At 46.0% G+C, this 23,448-nt stretch carries 11 protein-coding genes; all 11 read left to right on the top strand.

Translation table 11 applies throughout. The features are described 5' to 3' along the window. Positions 1–11: 11 nt before the first annotated feature. On the top strand, positions 12–1,547 hold the full coding sequence (locus GJV22_RS12100) for a RagB/SusD family nutrient uptake outer membrane protein (protein ID WP_163713615.1): 1,536 nt from the start codon (positions 12–14) through the stop codon (positions 1,545–1,547). A gap of 258 nt (positions 1,548–1,805) precedes the next feature. Then, positions 1,806–3,356 carry a glycoside hydrolase family 43 protein gene (locus GJV22_RS12095; RefSeq protein ID WP_163713612.1) on the top strand — a complete coding sequence of 517 codons (1,551 nt, stop codon included), beginning with the start codon at positions 1,806–1,808 and terminating at the stop codon, positions 3,354–3,356. 139 nt (positions 3,357–3,495) lie between these two features. After that, positions 3,496–6,069 (top strand): glycoside hydrolase family 9 protein, encoded by a 2,574-nt coding sequence (locus GJV22_RS12090; RefSeq protein WP_205461849.1) that lies wholly within the window; start codon positions 3,496–3,498, stop codon positions 6,067–6,069. A 31-nt stretch (positions 6,070–6,100) separates the two neighbouring features. After that, positions 6,101–7,477, top strand: coding sequence for a family 43 glycosylhydrolase (locus GJV22_RS12085; protein ID WP_205461848.1), 1,377 nt, complete (start codon positions 6,101–6,103; stop codon positions 7,475–7,477). Between the two features lie 22 nt (positions 7,478–7,499). Further along, positions 7,500–9,029: an alpha-L-arabinofuranosidase C-terminal domain-containing protein gene (locus GJV22_RS12080; RefSeq protein WP_163713609.1), complete on the top strand. Its 1,530-nt coding sequence runs from the start codon at positions 7,500–7,502 to the stop codon at positions 9,027–9,029. A 123-nt stretch (positions 9,030–9,152) separates the two neighbouring features. Continuing rightward, a complete protein-coding gene (locus GJV22_RS12075) occupies positions 9,153–10,310 on the top strand; it encodes an alpha/beta hydrolase-fold protein (RefSeq protein WP_163713606.1) in 1,158 nt (385 codons plus the stop codon). A 13-nt stretch (positions 10,311–10,323) separates the two neighbouring features. After that, the gene (locus GJV22_RS12070) at positions 10,324–11,445 is read left to right on the top strand and encodes an alpha/beta hydrolase-fold protein (RefSeq protein ID WP_163713603.1); all 1,122 of its coding nucleotides are present in this window, start codon (positions 10,324–10,326) and stop codon (positions 11,443–11,445) included. Between the two features lie 3 nt (positions 11,446–11,448). Further along, positions 11,449–12,591, top strand: a complete 1,143-nt coding sequence (locus GJV22_RS12065; RefSeq protein WP_163713600.1) for an alpha/beta hydrolase-fold protein — start codon at positions 11,449–11,451, stop codon at positions 12,589–12,591. 147 nt (positions 12,592–12,738) lie between these two features. After that, entirely contained in the window at positions 12,739–15,207 is a 2,469-nt protein-coding gene (locus GJV22_RS12060) for a glycoside hydrolase family 95 protein (protein ID WP_163713597.1), read from the top strand. A gap of 293 nt (positions 15,208–15,500) precedes the next feature. Further along, entirely contained in the window at positions 15,501–19,091 is a 3,591-nt protein-coding gene (locus GJV22_RS12055) for a family 43 glycosylhydrolase (RefSeq protein ID WP_238480324.1), read from the top strand. A 337-nt stretch (positions 19,092–19,428) separates the two neighbouring features. Continuing rightward, complete coding sequence (locus GJV22_RS12050; protein WP_163713591.1) at positions 19,429–23,346, top strand: hybrid sensor histidine kinase/response regulator transcription factor; 3,918 nt, start codon at positions 19,429–19,431, stop codon at positions 23,344–23,346. Positions 23,347–23,448 lie beyond the last annotated feature (102 nt).

The raw sequence follows: 23,448 nt of genomic DNA, 5'->3' as shown, positions 1-23,448 counted from the left end.
ATTCAAAAAGTATGAAAATTAAAATAGCATATAAAACAGCTTTCTTGTTGACCTTATTTTTAGCAGTGTCCTGCGATGAAAGCATTTTGGATCAGACAAATCCAAATCAATTTACAGTGGATCAGTATTACAAAGATGCCGACCAGCTCACGGCTGCAACGAACGGAATCTATTCTGAGTTTTATGGAGCAGCGCTTTGGGGAAGGATGATGCAGTATTTCTGCGACGGACGAGCCGATGAGCATGTTCCGGGCGGAGGTCAATTGGAGACGCATAACCGTCAGTTACTGGAGGGAACTTATGACAATGGAAACTACACGATTAGTGTGGTTTGGAGAGGACTCTACCGAATCATCCACCGGGCAAATGCAGTCATTCAGTTTGGACCTCAAATTGAAGAAATAGATGCCGCGGTACAAAAGCAACGGATTGCGGAAGCGAAATTTCTTCGGTCCTGGGCCTACTTCTATTTGGTGGTGAATTGGGGGAAGATTCCGGTTTACACTGAAATTGCTCAGTCTCCGGGCGATGCACAACCTCTTTCTGAAGAGTCAGTGGTATATCAGTTGTTGGAGACAGATTTGACAACTATTCAAAGTGATTTGGCTTGGAATTATACCGGAAGTGATGCTGGACGTGCGAGCAAAGGAGCTGCGAAGTTATTGCTGGCTCGTGTCTATATGCACCAAGGGAAATATTCTGATGCCCGCGATGTGTTGGAGGATATTTATCAGAATGGTCCATATAGCCTGGTAGCTAACTATTCTGATAACTTCATGGAAGAAACAGAATATAATGACGAATCTATTTTCGAAATCGGCTTTGCCGGAACTGGCTTTACCTGGAGTGAGGATGGAAATTCATCCAATGCCCGATCAAATGTTATGTTCCAGGATTATAGCCCGGTAGCTTGGCGAAATTGTATTCCCTCCGATAAGTTGATGGATGATTTTGAACGGCCTTATAAAGGAGATGCAAAGGAAGATCCACGTTTGCACGAAACGGTTTATTTTTCGGGTGATACTTTCGGACCCGCTGAAAGTCCAATTGTACTTACCGATGAAATGCAAAACGGCAACTCATCTCAGTTTAATGGTACAACTGTAAAGGCTAGTTGGAAAAAATATTCCCCCATGTACAAGTTGGACCCAGGTGGCTATTACACCTCCAACATTAATTACAGGAATATGCGCTATGCGGAGGTTTTGATTAAACTCGCAGAGTGCGAAAACGAAATTGGGACCCAAGCCAAAGCGATAGACTATTTGAATGAAATCCGAGCCAGAGCGAGTGTCGATATGCCAGCTTACCCTACTGCAAACTATCCTTGCGATAGTTACGATCAGGTAATGCGGGCTATAATGCACGAATCCTATGTCGAGTTTTCGGATGAAAAGCTGAGAGAACTGGAACTGGCAAGATGGCGGAAAAACAACAAATTCTCCACGCTCAATCCAGATCCGATTGATTATATCGTATCAGATCCGAGTAAAGCTTATTTGGTTTATCCAAATGAAGAGACAACTGCAAATACAAACATCGATTAAAGACAGGTGATTGTTATCTGTTAATTAGAATCACCTTAAATTCCTGCAGACCTTATTCCGGTTTGCAGGAATTTCACTGAGAGCTAAGCCCTTTTCGGTATCTGTGTTTGTTTACGGACTCGACAACAAGTCAATCCCGCCGAAATTATCTAAGATCAGAAATTCTTTGGCTGCATTTGAAATTCGAAATGAGAGGCAGAAGGTAATTTTAAGGAACATTTGGCTCAACTCTCTAAATCCTACATTAAACCAAATAAAATGAAATTCCTAAGCTTACGATTCGGACTATTCTTATTCCTATTTCTCATCGGCTCTCAGTTATTAGTCGCTCAAAAACTGCATAGCGACAATGGCGACGGTACCTACACCAATCCGGTAATTCCGGCCGATTTTCCCGATCCCGATGTCATTCGGGTTGATGATACCTACTACATGGTCAGCACCACCATGTGGGTGTTTCCCGGAGTAACCGTGCTGCAGTCAAAAGACCTGGTGAATTGGGAATACTGTTCAAATGCAGTGCCCCGGTTCGACTTCAGCCCTTGTTATAATCTTGATGGTTGTAACCGTTATGGACACGGGCAATGGGCAACTAGTATCAAGTACAACAATGGTAAATTTTACCTGCTTTTCATCACGCTTGACGAAGGTGGCTTTATTTGCTCGGCCGACAAGGCGGAAGGGCCTTGGGAGATTAAGATGCTGCCTAAAGGCTTTTATGATCCAGGCTTGTTTTTTGATGATGATGACCGCGTTTATGTGGCACATGGCTACGGAACGATCCGCATAACGGAATTGAATCACGAGTTTACAGCCATTGGCCCGGATTCGCTCGTCTTTACCGGCGATATTCGGGGTGGGCTCGAAGGCATGCACGTTTACAAAATCAACGATTTTTATTATCTGTACGGAACCTACGGCGGCGTTGACGGGATTCAGGTGGCCCTGCGGTCGAAAAATATTTATGGCCCCTACGAGCAAAAAGTGGTGTTGGAAGAACGAACACCAGGCGTGAACTTTGGCGTTCATCAGGGAGCGCTCATCGAAACGCAAAGCGGCGAGTGGTGGACCATGCTTTTTGTTGATAACGGCCCGTTTGGGCGCATGCCAAACCTGCAGCCGGTGAGCTGGGTTGACGGCTGGCCGATGGTTGGGCTTGACGGAAAGGCTGTTGTTACTTACCGTAAACCGAAGGTTGGTAATGAATATCCCGTGAAGGATTTTCCACGCTCGGATGAGTTTGATGAGAACACGCTCGGCATGCAATGGGGCTGGAACCATAATCCGGATTCAACCCAATGGTCTTTGACTGAGCATCCGGGAGTTCTTCGGTTGAAAACGGCGAAAGTTGTTACCGGCTTGCTGGAAGCCCGCAACAACTTAACTCAACGTCCGTTCACGCATTACGATCAATCCATTCCTTCCGTCGCAACGACTAAAATTGAAGTGGCAAATATGAAAGAAGGCGATGTGGCAGGTCTTGGTATTTTCCAGGAAGCTTATGCCTTTATTGCCGTGAAACAAGTGGCAGGTGAGAAACAGCTCGTCATGGTGAATAAAGGCGAAACGATTGCTTCCGTTCCGCTGAACGAGGCGTCGACCGTTTATTTGCGAACAATAGCTTCAAACAAAACCAAGCTAGCAACCTTCGAATACAGTTACGACAACCAGTCGTTCGACCAATTAGGCAATGAACTGACCATGGCCTTCAGCCTGAAAATGTTTACCGGCAACAAATTTTGCCTGTTCAACTATGCAACCAAAGAATTGGGCGGCTACGTCGATTTCGACTGGTTCCGGGTGGAATAGTGCTTTGTTGTGAGTGAACGAGGATACGGTGGATGAAAGAATTCCAAAATATTTGGGAAAAAGTAGGTGATCCTGGGGGAAACTCTCAGCTCTTTAAATCAATGTAACAGAAAATCTAACCAAACCAAAAAATAAACTTATGGACAGAAAGTTAGAAATGATCGCATTTTTAGCGATATTATTTTTTTCCTGTTCAACGAGGCTTTTTAGCCAACCTCTAAAAATAAATGATCAGGGATATTTTGAAAAACAGGGGATTAATGTCCTTGTGTTCAGCAACAACTACAACGGTATGTTTTTCGACGAAAAAACTGCCGGAATTGAATTGATTCATCATGGCGTTAGAACAGCAACCGGAGGAGCTGTTAGGCTTCAAAATACTCCCGAACAATGGGACTTGGTACCGGAACTAGTGAGCCGAACTGTTGATCGGGAAAATAATATTATCAATGTGGAATTGAGGTATGAAGAGTTTGATTTCAATTCAAAAATTAGAGTCACGGCTAAAGATCGGGGAGTTGAGATTGCTGTCTTTTTAGATAAGCCGCTTCCTGAAAAGTTGGAAGGTGCCGCCGGTTTCAATCTGGAGTTTTTACCGGCTTCCTATTTTGAGAAGAACTATTTTGTAGACGGTAACCCCGGTATTTTCCCTCGTTATCCGGCAGGCCAAACCAAGATAGAACCTAAGTCGGAAAAAATTCCCCAGTTTGCCGGACACACCACCTTCGAAGATCGTGGAAGGGACGAATTTATTGTACCGTTTCCCTTGACTTCCGGGAAAACCGTTGTGCTGGCACCGGAAGATCCGGCCAATTATGTGAAAATTCAATCCGATACGCCAATCAGCCTTTTCGACGGGCGCAACCTGGCGCAAAACGGATGGTTTATTGTCCGTAGTTTGCTTCCTGCAAACAAAACAGGCAAGGTGTTGAGCTGGTACCTTGAGCCTAATGCGATAGCCGGGTGGGTTCGCAAGCCCGTTGTCGGATTTTCGCAGGTAGGTTATGTGCCGGAACAGCAAAAAGTAGCAGTTATTGAACTGGATACAAATGATAGCGCCTTGGAATCAGCTTCAATTTACAGGGTGACTGAAGATGGCAAATACCAAAAGGTGCTTGATGGAAAAGTGACTCTCTGGGGACAATACCTGCGCTACAATTATGCGAAATTTGATTTCAGCGAAGTGAAAGATCCCGGAATTTACTGCATCCGGTACGGCGATCAGCAAACCAATACTTTCCCGATTGATCCCGGCATTTATCAGGACGTCTGGCACCCGACACTCGATGTTTGGTTCCCGGTACAGATGGACCACATGCAGGTGAACGAAGCCTACCGAACCTGGCACGGCGAACCTTATAAGGACGATTGCCTTCAGGCTCCGGTAAATCACGAACATTTTGACGGATACAGGCAGGGGCCGACAACCGAAACAAAATACAAGCCGTTGGAACGTATTCCGGGAATGGCCGTTGGCGGCTGGTTCGATGCCGGTGATTTCGATATCCAAACGGGCTCACATAACAGTGTCATTTCAAACTTTGTGGACCTGTGGGAAGAGTTTAAAGTTGACCGCGACGAAACTTATATTGATCAAAAGACCCGTTATGTGGATATTCATCGTCCCGACGGCAAGCCCGATATTTTGCAACAAATTGAGCACGGTACTTTAAACCTGGTGGCACAATGCGAAAATATTGGCCATCCGGTACGGGGTATCATCGTGCCCAATCTGCACCAATACCATCATTTGGGCGACGCTTCTACTGAGACGGACAATTTGCCCTACAACCCAAATCTGAAACCTTACGAAACCGATGGCGTGTCGAGTGGCACTTTGGACGACCGTTGGGCTTTTACCAACCGGAGCTCATTCCTGGAATACCAGACTGCGGCAAGCCTGGCAGCAGCAGCCCGCGCGCTGAAAGGTTACAATGACGATCTCGCTGCAAGGAGCCTTGCCAGCGCTACGCGCTTGCTTGAGGAGGCTGACGAAGCATTGAAAAATGCCGCAGATAGTAGCGATGAACCGTGGATGCGGATGATGGCTCGCGGCGCCGATTTGAATACGGTACTTCAACTGTACATTACAACAAAAGAAAAGAAACACCTGGATCGGTTTGAAGCGAAAATATGGGATGCCCTTGAGCAACCTGCCGGCAACCGCGATTTTGGGCAAATGTTTTTTGCAGGCCGTAGCCTGGTTCCTGCCCTTAAAGCCATTCCTTATTTGGGTGACGCCTACAAAGAAAAATTGAAAGGCTACATCGTGAAATACAATGAATCGATAGTCGAAATGGAGAAAAGCAACCCGTACGGTCTGCCCATATCGCGCAGCGGTTGGGGCGGTAGCGGAATGATTGTGAATGTAGCTATTACAAGTTATTATGCGCACGAGGCTTTTCCGGATATTATCAGCAAGGATGAAGTATTTAATGGCTTGAATTTCATTTTTGGTTGCCACCCGTATTCCAATATTTCGTTTGTGAATGCTGTTGGAACACGTTCAAAAAAAGTGGCCTACGGGAATAACCGGGCCGATTTTACCACCATTGCAGGGGGTATTGTTCCCGGGTTGTTGTTACTGAAACCCGACTTCCTCGAAAATAAAGACGACTGGCCATTTCTGTGGGGCGAAAATGAAGTCACCATAGGCGGTTCTGCCGAATATATTTTCCTGTCAAACGCCGTGCAACATCTGGTTTCGGAGTAGTATAATGATTTTTATATAGTAAAATAAGAGCATGATAACAATGAAAACAAAAGGTGAACTCAGAGCGAAACTGGCGGCGATGGTCGTATTTTCAGGCTTGGCGATTGGTAATGTGTCAGCGCAAAACCCGATTATTCGTAACCAATTTTCGGCCGACCCTTCTGCTCGTGTCTTCAATGGGAAGGTGTATGTTTTTCCGTCGCACGATATTCCGACACCGTCTGAAAAACCAGGTCGAAAGGATTGGTTTTGTATGGAGGACTATCACGTGTTTTCGTCGGAAAACCTGACCGATTGGACTGACCACGGAGTGATTGTCAGCCAGGAAAATGTGCCTTGGGTCGATTCGACCTCGTACAGCATGTGGGCGCCCGATTGCATTGAACGCAACGGAAAGTACTACTTCTATTTTCCCGCAAACACCAAAGTTGTTGATGCTAACGGACGCAAAGGTTTTGGAATTGGCGTAGCTGTTGCCGATAAACCTGAAGGGCCTTACCTGCCGCAATCCACGCCGATTGAAGGGGTACATGGTATCGACCCCAACGTATTTATCGACAAGGATGGGCAAGCGTATTTGTACTGGTCGATGGGCCGAATTTTTGTGGCCAAGCTGAAGGAAAATATGCTGGAGCTGGATTCTGAACCAATGGCAATTGCCAATCTGCCGGAAAAAGGATTAAAGGAAGGGCCTTACCTGTTTGAGCGTAACGGAATTTATTACCTCACCTTCCCGCACGTTGAAAACACCATTGAGCGGCTTGAATATGCAACGGCCGACAATCCGATGGGGCCGTTTACTATGAAAGGAGTTATTATGGACGAATTGCCGATGAATTGCTGGACGGTTCACCAATCTGTAATTAACTTTCAGGAACAATGGTACTTGTTTTACCATCAGAATGAATATTCGCCGAAATTCGATAAAAACCGTTCGGTTTGTATGGATAGCTTGTCCTTCAATCCTGATGGCTCAATTTGTAAAGTAATCCCGTCCAGGCGCGGAGTAGGATTGACATCCGCCTCATCCCAGATACAGCCCGACCGTTACAGTGCGAAAAGCGAAGACGTGTCCATCGCTTTTCTGGACACAGCCAACACCTTTGCCGGGTGGAAGACGGTTCTTCCGAACGAGGGGGACTGGGTACAGTACAATGCGGTTGATTTTGGTGACGGAAAGTTAAAAGCCCTTCAACTAAGGGTGCAAAGTCAAAACAAAACCATGTTGAAAATCTGCCTGGATAATCTTAATGGAAAGGAGCTGGTCCGTCAGCAAATCCCCGCTAAATCCGGGTGGCAACTGATTGATGTTTCGGGTCTTCCTGCGCTTGCCGGGGTTCACAACCTGGTGATATGCCTTGTTGGTGAAAATCCGGTTGAAATAGATTGGATTCAATTTAAGCCATAGAATAAACCAAACAAAAACAGTTATGAAAAAAATCTTACTCTCACTGGCTTTTGCGTTGCCGGTCATGCTGAATGCGCAAAAAGCAACAATCCGTTTTGATGTTGACCGGACAGTGAGTAAAATCGACCCGAAAATATATGGTGTCTTCATGGAACCGATTCACTTTAACGGTGCCCGCATGGGACTGCCCGATACGGTTGAGTTTAATACGCTATATGGGACTTTGTACGACCCTTCGTCGCCGCTGGCTGATAATAATGGCTTCAGGAAGGATTACATTGATGCCATGAAGGAATTGAAAGTTACCAATATGCGCTGGCCCGGCGGTAACTTTTTGATGGGCTACAGCTGGCAGGATGGTATTGGCCCCAAAGAGCAGCGTCCGGCGCGAATCAACCTGGCTTGGGGCGGAGTTGATAACAACCATGTTGGCACTGATGAATGGTTTGCCCTGAACAAAGCGATTGGCAGCGAAAACGTGGTCTGTGTTAATTTAGGGCTTGGCAATATTTTGGATGCCTGTTACTGGCTGGAGTATTGCAATTATCCCAAAGGGACTTATTACTCCGACCTGCGGGCAAAAAACGGACACCCCGAACCTTACGGCGTAAAAATATGGGATTTGGGAAACGAAGTTGACGGAGCTCCATGGGAGTTGGGACATAAAACAGCCGACGATTACGTAAAAATTGGCCGCGAAGCAGCTAAAGCTTTAAAGTCGGTTGACAGTTCGATAGACCTGGTAGCTTCGGGCTCGTCGTATTATGAAAGTACCGGGCAGTGGGTTGACTGGAACCGCAAAGTATTGCTCGGCATGGGCGATATGATTCATTACCTTTCCATTCACCGCTACTGGGAGAAGTCGGATGATTACTATTCGTACATGGGCGAGAGTGCCATGGATTTTGAAGAAAAAATCAATGTGGCAGCCAGCGAAATTGTGACGGCTAAAGCCATAAAAGGCTATACCAATCCCATTTATCTTTCGGTGGACGAGTGGGGTATCATGTCGCGCAACTTGCTGTCGGTACTGCCAATTGCCCAGTGTTTCAATTCGTTTATTCGCCACGCCGATGTGGTTAAAATGGCCAATTTTACCATGTTGACCTCACTGCTCAACAACGACCGGGAGAAAGGGACTTTTAAAAGCCCGTTGTTCTATATTTTCAAAGCTTATTCCAATAACTGCCTCGGAAATTCGGTCGATACCTGGGTGCAATGCAACACCTTTGACGGCGAAAAGTACAAAGGCATTCCGTACCTCGATGTCACAACGGTCTATTCTCCTGACGATAAAATCGTTTACATCAATGTCGTCAATCGCAACAAGAATGAGGCGATTGCGGCGGATATTATTCCAACAACAGGCGAACTGTCAGGTGTGGCGGAAGCGACTTTAATCGCCGGTGCTGACCTGAACGAACCATTCACCTTTGATAATCAGGTGAAATATGTTCCAGTGACAAAGAGTGTAAATACAAGAAAAGATGGAGTTAGCTATTCATTTCCGGCTCACTCATTCACCCAGATAAAATTGAAACTGAATAAATAAGACAACAGCTCCCCGAGAGACTGAAGTCAGTGTGCTTTCAGGTGTTGGCTGGGGTTACTAATTCAATGATTCTGTAAACTATTCATTCCCGAAATAGAACAAACAAAAACAAAAGAACATCTTATGAAAATCCGTTTATTAACCGCATTGTTCGTATCTGTATTTATTGCAGGAAATACGCATGCACAATCTCCGACTGAAGTTGTCGAAGATTTTAAGCCTTCGTCGGTCAACCAAGCCGGTAGAGAATACCCTCAGGTGAATTCGGAAGGTCGGGTTCGCGTCCAGGTTGAAGCTCCTGATGCCAAATATGTCCAGCTCGATATTGGCGGGGTGAAGTACGACTTGAAGAAAGACGACAATGGCCTCTGGACAGGCGAATCGGCTCAGCAGGACGAAGGTTTCCATTATTACCAGTTGAATATTGACGGCGCTTCGGTGCCCGATCCCGGAAGCCTTTACTTTTACGGTGCCGGTCGTTGGGGAAGTGGTATTGAAATTCCTGCAGGAGATCAAGACTTTTATGCTGTGAAGGATGTCCCGCACGGCCAAGTTCGCGAGCAGATCTATTTTTCGAAAACCACGAATGGCATGCGTCGCTGTTTCATCTACACACCTCCCGGTTACGGTAAGGATGCCTCAAAACGTTACCCGGTACTTTACCTGCAACATGGCGGCGGCGAAAACGAAACAGGATGGTCAAATCAAGGACATGCCAACCTGATTATGGACAATCTGATTGCCGAAGGGAAAGCAGTTCCTTTTATAATTGTAATGGACAACGGTGCCTGGACCATGCCGAGAGGGGAGCGCCCTGCAGCCGGAAACTGGCCGCCGAAAGGTTGGGCGGATGGCTTTATGAATACCTTGCTCAATGATATTATTCCGATGGTTGACGCCAATTATCTAACAATAGCCGACCCTGAACACCGTGCTATGGCTGGTCTTTCAATGGGCGGTATGCAAACACGGGTAATTACCCTGGCTCACCCTGAAAAATTTTCGTACGTCGGTATGTTTAGTGGTGGAAGTATTACGACCGACGATCTGAAAGACTCTCCGGACTTCAGTAAAAATATCAAACTGGTTTTTGTTAGCTACGGAAGCCGCGAGATTGAAAACGGGCGGACTGGTTTTGGTGGTGACCCGAAAGCAAATACCGAAGCGTTGAAAGAGGCAGGGATGAACACCCATTTCTATGTTTCACCCTTAACGGCTCACGAGTGGCAAAGCTGGCGGCGTGGTTTGCACGAGTTTGCCCCGCTTATTTTCAAAAACTAAAAACAGAATACAAATGAAACTATTTTCGATAAGCTTAATCTTAGTCCTTATTTTATCGGGTTCACTGTGTTTTTCCCAGTCCGGAGAACCGGTTAAAGAAGATTTTAAACCTTCAGTTTTAAACCAACCAGGGAAAGAATATCCCATGGTAAACTCACAGGGGTATGCGCGTTTTCGTATTGAAGCCCCCGAAGCACAAAGTGTTGTGGTGAGCCTTGGTTTAGGAGGAACAAAAGGCGGTACTCCGCTTGCAAAAAACGAGGATGGTGTGTGGATGGGTACAACTTCAGGCCCGATGGACGAAGGCTTTCATTATTACCATGTGACCATCGATGGCGGTGTTTTTAATGATCCGGGAGCGTTGAATTATTACGGTTCGGTACGTTGGGAGAGCGGCATTGAAATTCCGGCGCACGATCAGGACTTTTATGCACTGAAAGACGTTCCGCACGGCAATGTCCAGCAGGTGTTGTTCCCCTCTAAAAGTACCGGGACTTCGCGCCGTGCCTTTGTTTACACCCCTCCGGGTTACGGGCAGGATAAAGCCAAACGCTACCCTGTGCTGTATTTGCAACATGGCTGGGGCGAGGACGAAACGGCCTGGAGCAACCAGGGACATGCCAACCTGATAATGGATAACCTGATTGCTGAAGGAAAAATCGAACCTTTCATTATTGTAATGACTTACGGGATGACGAATGAAATAAAATTTGGAGGCCTGCGTAATTTCGATATTACTCCGTTCCAAACTGTTTTAGTTGATGAATTGATCCCATACATCGATGCCAATTTCCAAACCTTGGCCGACCAACCGAACCGCGCTATGGCCGGGCTTTCAATGGGTGGTATGGAAACCCGGATGGTTACTCTGAACCGGCCGGATGTTTTCTCCCATTATGCTTTATTAAGCGGTGGCGTTTATGCCCCTGAAGATCTTATGGATCATTCGAACTTGAAACTGGTATTTATCAGCTGCGGAAGCAAAGAACGTCCGGATGGAGTGAAAAATGCCGTAGTGGCTTTAAAAGATGCCGGATACAACGCGGTTTCGTATGTTTCGGAAGGCACCGCACACGAGTTTCAAACCTGGCGTAGAAGTTTGTATCAATTGGCTCCGCTACTGTTTAAAGAATAAGTTATGAAGAATATATTCTTGGTAATTACAGCTTTATTCATCAGCGGAATTTGTACTGCTCAGGATTTGGTAGAAGATTTTAAGCCGTCATCGGTAAACCAGCCCGGCAAACAATTTCCTCAGGTAAATTCTGAGGGCCGGGTTCGCGCGCAGATATCGGCTCCCGAAGCGAACAATGTGAGGCTCGATATTGGCGGTGTAAAATATGAAATGGTAAAAGACGAAAACGGCGTGTGGACCGGCGAATCGGAACCGCAGGATTTTGGTTTTCACTACTACCAGTTAAATGTGGATGGCGCATCAGTTCCCGATCCCGGAACCAAATATTTTTATGGCGCCGGCCGTTGGGGAAGTGGTATTGAAATTCCTGCCGACGACATGGATATTTATGCATTGAAAGATGTGCCGCATGGTTTGGTTAGCGAGCAAAATTACTTCTCCGAAATTACACAATCATTTCGTCGTTGTTTTGTTTATACGCCTGCCGAGTACAACGCTAATCCAGAAAAGCGTTATCCGGTGCTTTACCTGCAACACGGAAGTTTTGAAGACGAAACCGGCTGGTCCGGACAAGGACATGCCAACCGTATTTTGGATAATCTGATTGCCGCGAATAAGGCGGTGTCCATGATTATTGTTATGGACAACGGCTATGCTTATAAACTACAAAGTTCAGGGGGCGGTCGTCCGGCAATGGTTTTTGAAGAAGTTATGATGAACGAAATCATTCCGATGATCGATAAACGTTTCCGAACAATTGCTGATCGCGAACACCGGGCTATTGCCGGTTTGTCGATGGGCGCCAACCAAACCATGCGGATTTGTATGAACAACCTTGATAAGTTTGCTTATTACGGCGGTTTTAGCGGTACTTCAAACTACCCCAGTTCCGACGAAATTAATGTGGAAACGTTCTTAAACGGAGCCTTTAAAAACGGAAAGTCTGTAAATGACCAGATAAAAGTTTTCTGGCTGGGGTTGGGAACCAAAGAACCCAAACCTTTTCCCGGCTCGGTTGGTGCTTTCCGCAACATGCTCGAAAAACAAGGCATTGATTATGTGTATTACGAATCGCCCGGAACTGCCCACGAATGGCAAACCTGGCGCAGGGATTTGTATCAATATGCACAATTGCTTTTCAAATAATACGTGAAACGATGTTTCGCTTATCTCTGCGACCTGGTTTTTAAACAAAAGAAACTCTTTTTGTTCTTCTGTTTACTAACAGGATTGGTGAGAATCGCGTAGTGATTTTCCAATTATTGAAGGCAAATTGAAATTAAAGTAGTAACGATGAATTTAAATAAGCTAAAATTTCGCCTGTTGATTGTTTTGTGTTTTTTATCATATTCGTTTTGGGCGGAGGCACAAAACGACGAGAACTTAAAACTATGGTACAACAAACCAGCCGAGAAATGGGTGGAAGCACTTCCTGTGGGAAATGGCCGGTTGGGAGCGATGGTTTTTGGCAATCCGCAAAACGAAATCATTCAGTTAAACGAGAGCACGATTTGGGCCGGACAGCCCAACCGCAATGATAATCCCAATGCAAAAGCATCGCTGGATGAAGTCAGAAGATTAATTTTTGACGGCAAGTATAAGGAAGCGCAAGATCTTGTTAATCGTGATTTTATTAGTGAAAAATCGCACGGAATGCCTTACCAAACTGCAGGTAATCTTAAGCTTAGTTTCCCTGAACACAAAGATTTCACCAATTACTATCGCGAACTGGATATTGAAAAGGCGGTAGTTTCGTCGCGCTATGAATCGGGCGGGGTGAAATATAAAACCAAAATGTTTTCTTCGTTTCCCGACCAGATAATGGTCACCCGAGTTTCTGCGGATAAAGCGGGCGCCCTGAATTTTTCTGCAACCATGGACCGGCCCTCAGAAGTTACCCTAAAAACTACTAACAACAACGAGTTGGAAATGTCGGGAATGACGAGTGACCATGAAGGCGTAAAAGGCGCCGTTCAATTTGTTGTGAAAGTAAGAATTCTGACAGAAGGCGGAACTGTTTCTGCATCTTCAGTTTCCGAATTGAGCGTGAACAATGCGACAACTGCAACTATCTACATCTCAATTGCTACTAACTTTAATAATTACAACGATATTAGCGGCAATGCCGATGCCAAAGCAGCAGCGTATTTGCAAAAAGCGCTTAAAAAGGATTATAAACAGGTTTTGAACGACCATATTGCCGATTATCAGAAATACTTTAAGCGTGTAAGCCTCGATTTAGACTTAACTGATGCAGTGAAAAATCCAACTGATGTTCGTGTGGCAGAATTTGCCTCGGGAAACGATCCGCAGCTTGTAGCATTGTATTTTCAGTTTGGCCGTTATTTGCTCATTTCTTCATCCCGACCAGGCGGACAGCCTGCCAATTTACAAGGTATTTGGGCCGATGGATTGATGCCACCATGGGACAGTAAATACACCGTGAACATCAATACTGAGATGAACTACTGGCCGTCGGAGCTGACGAATCTTACAGAGATGAACGAGCCGCTGGTGCAAATGATAAAAGAGCTTTCGGTAACCGGGCAAAAAACCGCGCAGGATATGTATGGAGCGCGCGGCTGGGTACTGCACCACAATACTGATATTTGGCGCATAAATGGTCCGATAGATGGCTCACAATGGGGAATGTGGGCAATGGCAGGTGCCTGGTTTTCGCAGCATTTATTTGATAAATATGCGTTTAATGGAAATAAGGACTACCTGGAATCTGTTTACCCGGCAATGAAAGGTGCGGCTCAGTTTTTCCTTGATTTTCTGGTTGAAGAACCCGATCATCATTGGTTAGTGGTTAGCCCCTCGGTTTCTCCTGAAAATACGCCGGCCGGGCATCCTTCGAATATTGCAGCCGGAACGACCATGGATAACCAGCTGGTTTTCGATTTATTCAGTACAGCAGTAAAAGCAGCTCGGATTCTGGATACGGACCCCGAATTTGCGAATCAGGTGAAAGCTGCTCTGAGTCAGTTGCCACCCATGCAAATTGGCCAATGGGGGCAGTTGCAGGAATGGCTGTACGACTGGGATAATCCCGACGATAAGCACCGGCACGTGTCGCATCTGTGGGGCATGTTTCCTTCGAACCAAATTTCCCCCTATCGCAATCCCGAATTGTTCTCGGCCGCAAAAACCTCGCTCATAGCTCGTGGTGACGAATCAACCGGCTGGTCGATGGGCTGGAAAGTAAACCTATGGGCCCGCCTGTTGGACGGCGATCACGCCTACAAGTTGATTACTGACCAACTGAGCCCATCCATTCAGCCCGATGGTTCGCAAAAAGGCGGCACTTTTCCTAATTTGTTCGATGCCCACCCGCCATTCCAGATTGACGGAAACTTTGGATGCACTTCGGGTATTGCCGAGATGTTGCTGCAAAGCCAGGACGGAGCCATCCAGCTGCTTCCGGCGCTGCCTTCGGTTTGGAAAAATGGTCAGGTAAGCGGGTTGAAAGCGAGGGGCGGCTTTGAAGTGGCCATTGAATGGAAAAATGGAGAACTGGCTTCAGCCTCAATTCAATCCAGGATGGGCGGAAATTGCCGGATTCGTTCGTACGTTCCGTTAAAGGGAAAAGGATTGACAGAAGCTTCATGCGCAAATTCCAACCCGTTTTATTCGGTGGCGCAAATCAAGCAACCGTTGAATCATTCTGAAAAAGCAATCGCTAAACCCGAGCTGAAACCGGTTTACGAATATGATGTTGTAACAGAGGCAGGACAAACCGTGGAGCTGGAAAAATTATAAGCCGGCGACAGACGGCCATACAATCCAATGTAGAGCCGGGCCTGCCAGTATCGCACTTAGAATGCAGTTGGCGGACGAGAGCAACGGTTTAGCCCATCTGAACCTTGACCGCATTAGGACAATAGCGGTCAAGGTTTTTGCTGTCTGGTGGCTTTAATGGCTCCGGGGGGCTCAGGAAACGGCCATATCTAATTTTAAAATTGATTTATCTAATATTTAATAGCAGTTTTGATTTCACCACTTATCATTGTTGGGTTGAATTTTTTGACGAAACCTGATTTTAAACCTAACTTATGATGACACGAGTGACAAAAATGGTCATTGGGCTTCTATTTACTTTTTGCTCCCTCACAGCCAGTGCCTGGCAAGGAATGCCAACTCCCCAACTTCATGTCGAAGGCCGATATTTAAAAGATCCGCACGGAAACACAGTCAACCTGCATGGTTTTGCACAAACCTACAGTCCTTGGTTCAACGAGCGGGGGCAATATTGGACGAATTACGATGTTGATGGCTGTTTGGAATACAACCAGGGAATTATTGATGGTGTTTTGAATGCCGGATGGAAAGTTAATTTCCTGCGTTTACACATGGATCCGTATTGGAGCAACACCCCCGGCTGTACGCCCGATGGCCACGAGCTGCCAAATTGTTTTGATGAAGCGCGGTTTCGCAAATACCTCGATGAGGTTTTTATACCGATGGCCGAATATGCCATCTCCAAGGGATTGTATGTAGTGATGAGGCCTCCGGGGGTCTGTCCCGAAGTGATTGGGCTGGAAGACGACTATAACTATGCCCAATACCTGATGACTGTTTGGGATATTGTTTCATCCCACCCGAAAATAAAAAATAACGATGCCATCATGTTTGAGCTGGCCAATGAACCGGTGAAGGTAAAACTGGCCGATGGTTCGGTTGGCAATAATAGCCAGGCTCACTTTGATGTGCTGAAAGCAATCTTTCAACCGGTTGTGGACCGGATTCGCGAAAATGGATTTCACAATGTGGTCTGGATTCCCGGATCGGCGTATCAGGCGCAGTACAAAGGCTACGCTATTAATCCGGTTGAAGGCGAAAATATTGGCTATGCCGTGCATATCTATCCCGGATGGTTTGGCAGCGCCGATGGCTATGAGGTTTTTCAGCGCGAGTGGGATAAAAACGTCAAGCCGGTTTCGGATTTTGCACCAATCATGATTACCGAAATGGACTGGGCGGACGAAAAATACGATTCATCTTGGGGGAAAGGTTATACCGGTACTGCCGGAGGTGATGGCTTTGGTGCTAACTTCAAGAAAATTGCCGATGATGCAGGCAATGCCAGCTGGCTGGTTTTCACCAATGCTGATCTGCTCGCAAAGTTTACCGACGTGGCGCCCGCAGAGGGCGAGCCCTATACGTTTCTGAATGACCCCGAGGCTTGCCCCTGGCCGGTTTATCATTGGTTTCAGAATTATGCTGAAAGCCAGTACCCCCGACCGGATTTTAGCCGCCGCCCAACGGCCGACAATGGCGACGGTACCTATACCAACCCCTTGATATTTGCCGATTTCCCCGACCCGGATGTGATTCGCGTGGAGGATACCTATTATATGGTTTCAACCACCATGCATATTTTCCCCGGAGCTACAATCTTGAAATCGCACGATCTGGTGAACTGGGAGTATTGCAGCAACCCGCTCGATAAAATTGAATCGACGCCTTGTTACAATATGGATGCCGCCTGCGACCGCGAAGAGGACCTTTTCCGCTATGGTCACGGGCAATGGGCAACAAGTTTAAAATATAACGACGGTACCTACTACCTGCTTTTTACAACCCTGGAAGAGGGCAGTTATTTACTGACTGCCAGCAATCCGGAAGGTCCCTGGCAGAAGACGAAACTGTCCGGTTCGTTTTACGATCCTGGTTTGTTTTTCGACAATGATGGCAAAACTTACGTCATATTCGGAATAAATACCCTGAAAATAGCAGAGCTGGACGATGATTTTGAAGTTGTTCCCAACTCTGAAAAGGAGGTTTACAGCTGGACCGTGAAGGAAGGGTTGGAAGGAAGTCACCTCTATAAAATCAACGGTTACTATTACATTTACGGTACCTACGGCGGCTGGCCAGCCTATCAGGTTGCTTTGCGGGCGACCAGCATTTACGGGCCTTACGAAGAGAAACTGCTTCTGAACGATGATAACATTCACCAGGGAGCGCTCATTGAAACCCAAACCGGCGAGTGGTGGACAATTTTATTCTACGATAAAGGCGCTTTCGGCCGTTTGCCGAACTTGCAACCCGTTAGTTGGGAGGACAACTGGCCGGTAATCGGTGTTGATGGCAAAGGGGTCACCACTTACACGAAGCCGAATGTCGGACGCGAATATCCAAAAACCTTTCTGCCCATAACCGATAATTTTCGTAACTACCAGTTGGGAATGCAGTGGGGCTGGAATCATAATGCCGACGACTCGAAGTGGTCATTGACAGACCGTCCGGGATATCTCCGTTTGGAGACAGTGAAGGTTGTTGAGGATCTGAAACATGCCCCAAACACCCTCACCCAGCGCATTTTCGGATATCCTGACGACCTTACGCATTCCTATGGAACTGTCAAAATGGATGTTGAAAATATGCAGGAGGGTGATGTGGCCGGGCTTGCAGTATTTCAGGACCCCTATGCTTACATCGGTGTGAAGATGGAGAATGGCCAAAAGTGGTTGTACCAGGTGAACAACAGCGTGGCCACCACTGGCGAGAAATTTACAGGGACCGAGCTGTACCTGCGGGCCATTGCCAATTACACCACCAGCAAAGCGAGCTTCTATTATAGTCTGGATAACGAAACTTACACCGAGTTCGGCAGCGATCTGTATATGAAATTTGATTTGTCGGTATTTACCGGCAATAAGTTCTGCCTGTTCAACTTTGCCACTCAACAAACCGGAGGCTACGTTGATTTTGATTGGTTTACAACCGAACCTGTTTTCACCGAAGACAGCTATTACGATGATTCGTTTGTGGGGTACAGCGAGGAGGAGCTGACCCTTTCGGATTTGCTTGTTGAGGGTGGCGATATTCAACTGTTAACCGGCGGGATGTCTACTTTTACGGTTACCGCCGTATACGCCAGTGGCCGCACCAAAGACGTCACTCTCAGCGCAACTTACGAAAACTCAAATCCGGGTATCATCGAAATTGTGAACGGGAACATCGTGGCCAATGCCGATGGCGAAGCAACCATTGCGGTGAGCTACAAGGGGGAACTGGGCGACCCGGTGACAAGCTACTTTACGGTGAGTTCATCCACATTTCCGTTGTCCGATGAGCTTTTTGACCCTTCAATATGGGAAACCGGTTCCTTCGACGAAACCACCGGCAGCCTGATCACCGGGCAGTATGGCTTTGGCGGTTGGCAATACGCTGCTGGTATCGACATTTCCGACTACAAGTACCTGGTTGTGAAACTGGCCAGTGCCGGAGCTTGTGGCGCATCGTTCCGGCTGTTCGACAGCAATAATTACTGGAGTTCGCCGGCAGCCTACGATCTTACTGGTAAAACCATGCAGGTGGTGACTCTGGCATCGATGACCAATGGCGACGGAGCAGCTGTGGATCCTTCTCACCTCTACATTGTCGGGTTTTGGTCGACCGGGGCCTGCACGATTGAGATTCAGGATGTTTATCTGTCGAATACGGATGATTACATACCGACTGCTACCGATGATATCCCCTTGCAGGACGACTATGACGAAAATGCCATCGTGGATGTTTATTCCATGCTGGGGGTGAAAATCCGCTCCGGCGTCATCCGGCGAAACGCGACAAAAGGCCTCCCTGTTGGTGTTTATATTGTTGGTGGCGAAAAAGTGGTTGAAACGCGGATCTGGTAAAGCCTCTGCAAGATGTTCGGTTTATGATGAGAATTGAACGAATTTATTTTGTTTTAAAATATGACAACTTAAAGTAGTTAGATTAGAGCTAGTAGTAGTGAAGGGAGGATCAGTTGTTTACAGCTGGTTTTCGCTTTTACTGCTGTTAGGATTAAGTTTTCTTGAAAGAGGTTAATTGGAAAATACTATTTTAGACATCTTAAACAGTTTTCTGTTGGGTGATTTGCATCAATCACTGCGATCCAGTAGAAAAAATTGTTTTAGCTCTGTTTAAACAATAGGGAAGAATATGAAATTTGTCGGTCGGGATGAATGATTCGACTTAGAAATCGCGGGTATGAAGTTAAGAATTCAAATACAGATAGTCTCCGTCTTTTTTTTGCTTATTGCACAGTTGATTCCTTTGGCGGTTTCTGCGAATACCCAATTTTACAATATCAACGAGGAATATGGAGTCTCCATACGCGAAACCAATAGTGTTTGCAGCGACCTGAACGGCTTCATCTGGATTTCCTCGAAGATGGGAATTGTGCGTTTTTCGCAGAATGATATCCGTACTTATCAGCTTCCCTATGAGACGGAGGATGTGATTACGGTAAAACTGCTGTACGAGTATGAAGAACTGTATGCATATACCAACAACGGGCAGATTTTTCTATATGATGCTATTCGCGACCGTTTCATTTTGCTGGTGAATATCGCTGAGAGCTTAAATAATCCGTACGTCTCAATCAATTCAATCCTGATTGACAGTCAAAAGCGGATATGGGCTGCTTCCTCTTTTGGCCTGTATTGTTACGATGCTTCGAGCGGATTAAAGTCGCTGGAGCAGAACGAGACGATACATTACCTGGGCTGGTACGACGAAACCCATTTTTTTTACTTCCTCGACGGAGAGGTGAAGTTGTTTAATACGATTCGGTATACGTCAGCTTGTTATTATAAATTGCCCGATAAGCTAACTTGTGCTGTCTCGAGTATGTGGTTCGATAAAGCACAAAACGAACTTTGGTTGGGCACCTTGGGCGAAGGGCTTTGCCTGTTGACTGGAACGCCGGATAGTCTTCAGTTTATTAATTTCAATCAGATACCGAATCAACCAATCCTGGCGATAGAACCAATCTCAGATGCAATTTTGTTACTGGGCATCGACGGACAGGGCGTTTGGGAGTTCGACAAGACAAACCGCCGTGTGGTTTCGGTATATAAAGAGGATGCGGATCGCCCAAACTCCTTGAAAGGAAATGGGGTGTACGATATTTATTGCGACCCCAACAACCGGGTATGGGTCTGCACCTACAGCGGTGGAGTCTCCTTTTTCGATCAGGAGAACCCAATTGTGACCAAAATCGGGCATTTGGTGAATAATCATAATTCACTAATTAATGATGAAGTGAATAGTGTCCTTGAGGATTCGGACGGTAATATCTGGTTTGCAACAAATAACGGAATTAGCCGGTGGGATGTGAAAGCCAATCGATGGGCCTCCTTTTATTATAATAATGAGGAGCATGCTCAGGTGTTTCACGATCTTTGTGAAGATGATCTGGGACGGATTTGGGCCGGCACTTATTCGTCAGGACTTTATGTGCTGGATCGGAGAACAGGAAATGAACTGCATCATTATTCTTTTGAGGAATCATCCGGAACGTTTAACGGTGATTTTGTGTTCGACATCGTTAAAGATGTTCAAGGGAATATTTGGATTGGTGGCGTGCGCGGCGACTTAATCCGCTATTCCCCCACAAGCAAACGATTCCAATCATTTGAAAATTTTACAGTTAATGTTCTTGCTAATTATGGCGAAGACAAATTGTTGATTGGTACAACCTTTGGATTACAGATATTTGACAAAGAAAAAGGAACAACCGAGACCTTGGTCGATGGTTATTTGGTATACGACCTGTATGTGAAAGATAATATTATATGGTTGTGTACCAGTGGAAATGGAGTTGTTAAGTATAATCTCGAGACGAAAAAAGCCGAGGTTATAACAACTGACACTGGTCTCCCTTCCAATTATGTCAAAAGTATTGTCTATGCTAGTGGATATTTCTGGATTGGAACAGAACAGGGGTTATGTCGACTGAGAGAAGAAGATAGCGAGGTACTTACCTTCGGTTCGAATATTGCGCTAAGCAACGTTTCGTTTAATCAAAATGCCCATACAATCCTCTCGAATGGGAAAATTGCTTGGGGCACAAATAAGGGAGCCGTTATTTTTGATCCTAAAGTTGTTGTGCCAACAAAGGATCATGGAAAGATATTTTTCCAGGATTTAGCAATATCCGGACGGTCTATCAGAGATATTGCTGCTATTGAGTTAAACAAACCGCTTGATAGCCTATTAGATATCTCGCTCAAGTATTATCAAAATACCGTAAGTCTGGAGTTAATTCCTATTGGTGTGATATCGCCAGGTTCGAAGTTTTCGTGGAAACTTGATGACTTGGATAGACAGTGGAGTAAGCCAGGAAATAACCGCATTCTATCCTATTCGAACATTCCGAGCGGAGACTATACGCTGCGGATTCGAATGTTCGACAGTTCATTGACTGATATTCTAGCAGAACGATCAGTGAAACTCAATATCGTTCCACCATTTTGGGAAACCTGGTTATTTCGGATTTCTGTATTTGTTTTGCTAGCTGGAATGGGAATATTTCTGTTTGCATTTTATATTGGCCGGCTGAAAAAGCAGCATTCGGACGAGAAAATTCGTTTTTTTGCCAATACGGCACATGATATGCGCACCTCGTTAACATTGATAAAAGGCCCGATTGAAGAACTCAATAAGGAAGAAGGCTTGTCGGCTAAAGCATTGCAGTACTTACATATTGCGACCGAGCAAAGCCGACGCTTGTCCAAGGTGGTTACCCAGCTGATGGATTTTCAGAAAGTTGATATCGGAAAAGAACGTTTAACGCTGACGATGGTGGATTTGGTTAAGCTGATCGGTAACCGGATCATGATGTTTGAGTCGTATGCAAAAACCAAAAAAATCGAACTGAAATTTAAATCCGAGTTCCCCGAATTTGTCACTGCTGTTGATGAAGTGATGATCGAGAAAGTGATTGATAATCTGCTGTCCAATGCCATCAAATATTCCTATGCCGATGTTTCGGTTCATATTAACTTTCAGGTGTCGGGCAACAAATGGGTGCTCGATGTGCAGGACATTGGCATGGGAATCAGTAAAAAAGCGCAGCGGCAGTTGTTCAACGAATATTACCGCGGCGAAAATGCGGTGAACGCGAAAATTGTTGGATCGGGTATTGGCTTGTTGTTGGTGAAGAATTACGTGAGTCTGCACGGAGGGAAGGTGAGCTGTTACAGCCAGCAAAGCGTGGGTTCCAGTTTCAGTATTTCAGTCCCGGTGATGAAAACCATGGACGCACACGAGCCTGAAAATAAGCAGAACGATACTGTACCGAACGGTCATGTCGCAGCGAAGGTTGTCCGAAATACAGTACTGATGAGTGAAATGCAGTCACTGTCCAGGAATAAAATGAAAGTTCTGATCGTGGAAGATCACGATTCTTTGCGCGAGTTCCTGAGATCGACCATGGAGGAGGAATTTCAAATTGAATTGGCTGAAGACGGAGAGCAGGCCTGGGAAATGATTCAGAAAAATACGCCCGACCTGGTCGTTTCAGATATCATGATGCCGCGAATGGATGGTTATGAGTTGTGCGAAAAATTGAAGTCGAATTACGAAACTTCACATATTCCGATCATTTTGTTAACGGCCTTGTCGAACAAATCGCAACACCTGAAAGGACTTGGACTTGGCGCCGACGACTATTTGACCAAGCCATTTGATGTGACCTTGCTTCAGCAACGGATTAAAACGATTATTCAGAATCGCGAATTGATTAGGGACAAGGCGCTGAAAATCATCAAGCAGACTGAGAACGATGAAGCTATTCTGGATAATGAGCTAAACGATAAGTTTTTGAAGCGGATGGGAGAAGTGGTGCGCGAAAATATCGCCAACTCGGAGTTTACGAAGGACGATTTTGCAGCAGCGATGAACGTGAGCCCTTCATTGCTGTATAAAAAGATTAAATCGCTGACCAACCAGTCGCCAACCGATTTTATCAAATCCATCCGCTTGGATCATGCCGTGGATTTGATTCAATCGCATAACTATACCGTGACCGAAGTCAGCGAGTTATGTGGCTTTTCTTCGGTGGGCTACTTCAGTACCGTATTCCGGAAACACTATGGCAAATCGCCAACTCAAGTGGTATGAGTCTGCGCTGTTTGCCAGGGCAAAAGCCGGGATTCTGTTTTTCAGGATTCCGGCTTTTGCTTTTCAGGAAGTGGGTGAATGCTAGCTTGGCCGACTGCAATG

It is taken from the genome of Mangrovibacterium lignilyticum (assembly GCF_010882175.1).
Classification (GTDB): domain Bacteria; phylum Bacteroidota; class Bacteroidia; order Bacteroidales; family Prolixibacteraceae; genus Mangrovibacterium; species Mangrovibacterium lignilyticum.
Note: the sequence above shows the minus strand (reverse complement) of the source record. Positions and strands in the feature narration are given on the sequence as shown.

What these genes read in the sequence shown, in the direction of transcription:
- GJV22_RS12075 (WP_163713606.1), top strand. Translation starts at nt 9,153, where the DNA reads ATGAAAATCCGTTTATTAACCGCATTGTTCGTATCTGTATTTATTGCA.
- GJV22_RS12070 (WP_163713603.1), top strand. Translation starts at nt 10,324, where the DNA reads ATGAAACTATTTTCGATAAGCTTAATCTTAGTCCTTATTTTATCGGGT.
- GJV22_RS12080 (WP_163713609.1), top strand. Translation starts at nt 7,500, where the DNA reads ATGAAAAAAATCTTACTCTCACTGGCTTTTGCGTTGCCGGTCATGCTG.
- GJV22_RS12090 (WP_205461849.1), top strand. Translation starts at nt 3,496, where the DNA reads ATGGACAGAAAGTTAGAAATGATCGCATTTTTAGCGATATTATTTTTT.
- GJV22_RS12060 (WP_163713597.1), top strand. Translation starts at nt 12,739, where the DNA reads ATGAATTTAAATAAGCTAAAATTTCGCCTGTTGATTGTTTTGTGTTTT.
- GJV22_RS12100 (WP_163713615.1), top strand. Translation starts at nt 12, where the DNA reads ATGAAAATTAAAATAGCATATAAAACAGCTTTCTTGTTGACCTTATTT.
- GJV22_RS12085 (WP_205461848.1), top strand. Translation starts at nt 6,101, where the DNA reads ATGATAACAATGAAAACAAAAGGTGAACTCAGAGCGAAACTGGCGGCG.
- GJV22_RS12095 (WP_163713612.1), top strand. Translation starts at nt 1,806, where the DNA reads ATGAAATTCCTAAGCTTACGATTCGGACTATTCTTATTCCTATTTCTC.
- GJV22_RS12065 (WP_163713600.1), top strand. Translation starts at nt 11,449, where the DNA reads ATGAAGAATATATTCTTGGTAATTACAGCTTTATTCATCAGCGGAATT.
- GJV22_RS12055 (WP_238480324.1), top strand. Translation starts at nt 15,501, where the DNA reads ATGATGACACGAGTGACAAAAATGGTCATTGGGCTTCTATTTACTTTT.
- GJV22_RS12050 (WP_163713591.1), top strand. Translation starts at nt 19,429, where the DNA reads ATGAAGTTAAGAATTCAAATACAGATAGTCTCCGTCTTTTTTTTGCTT.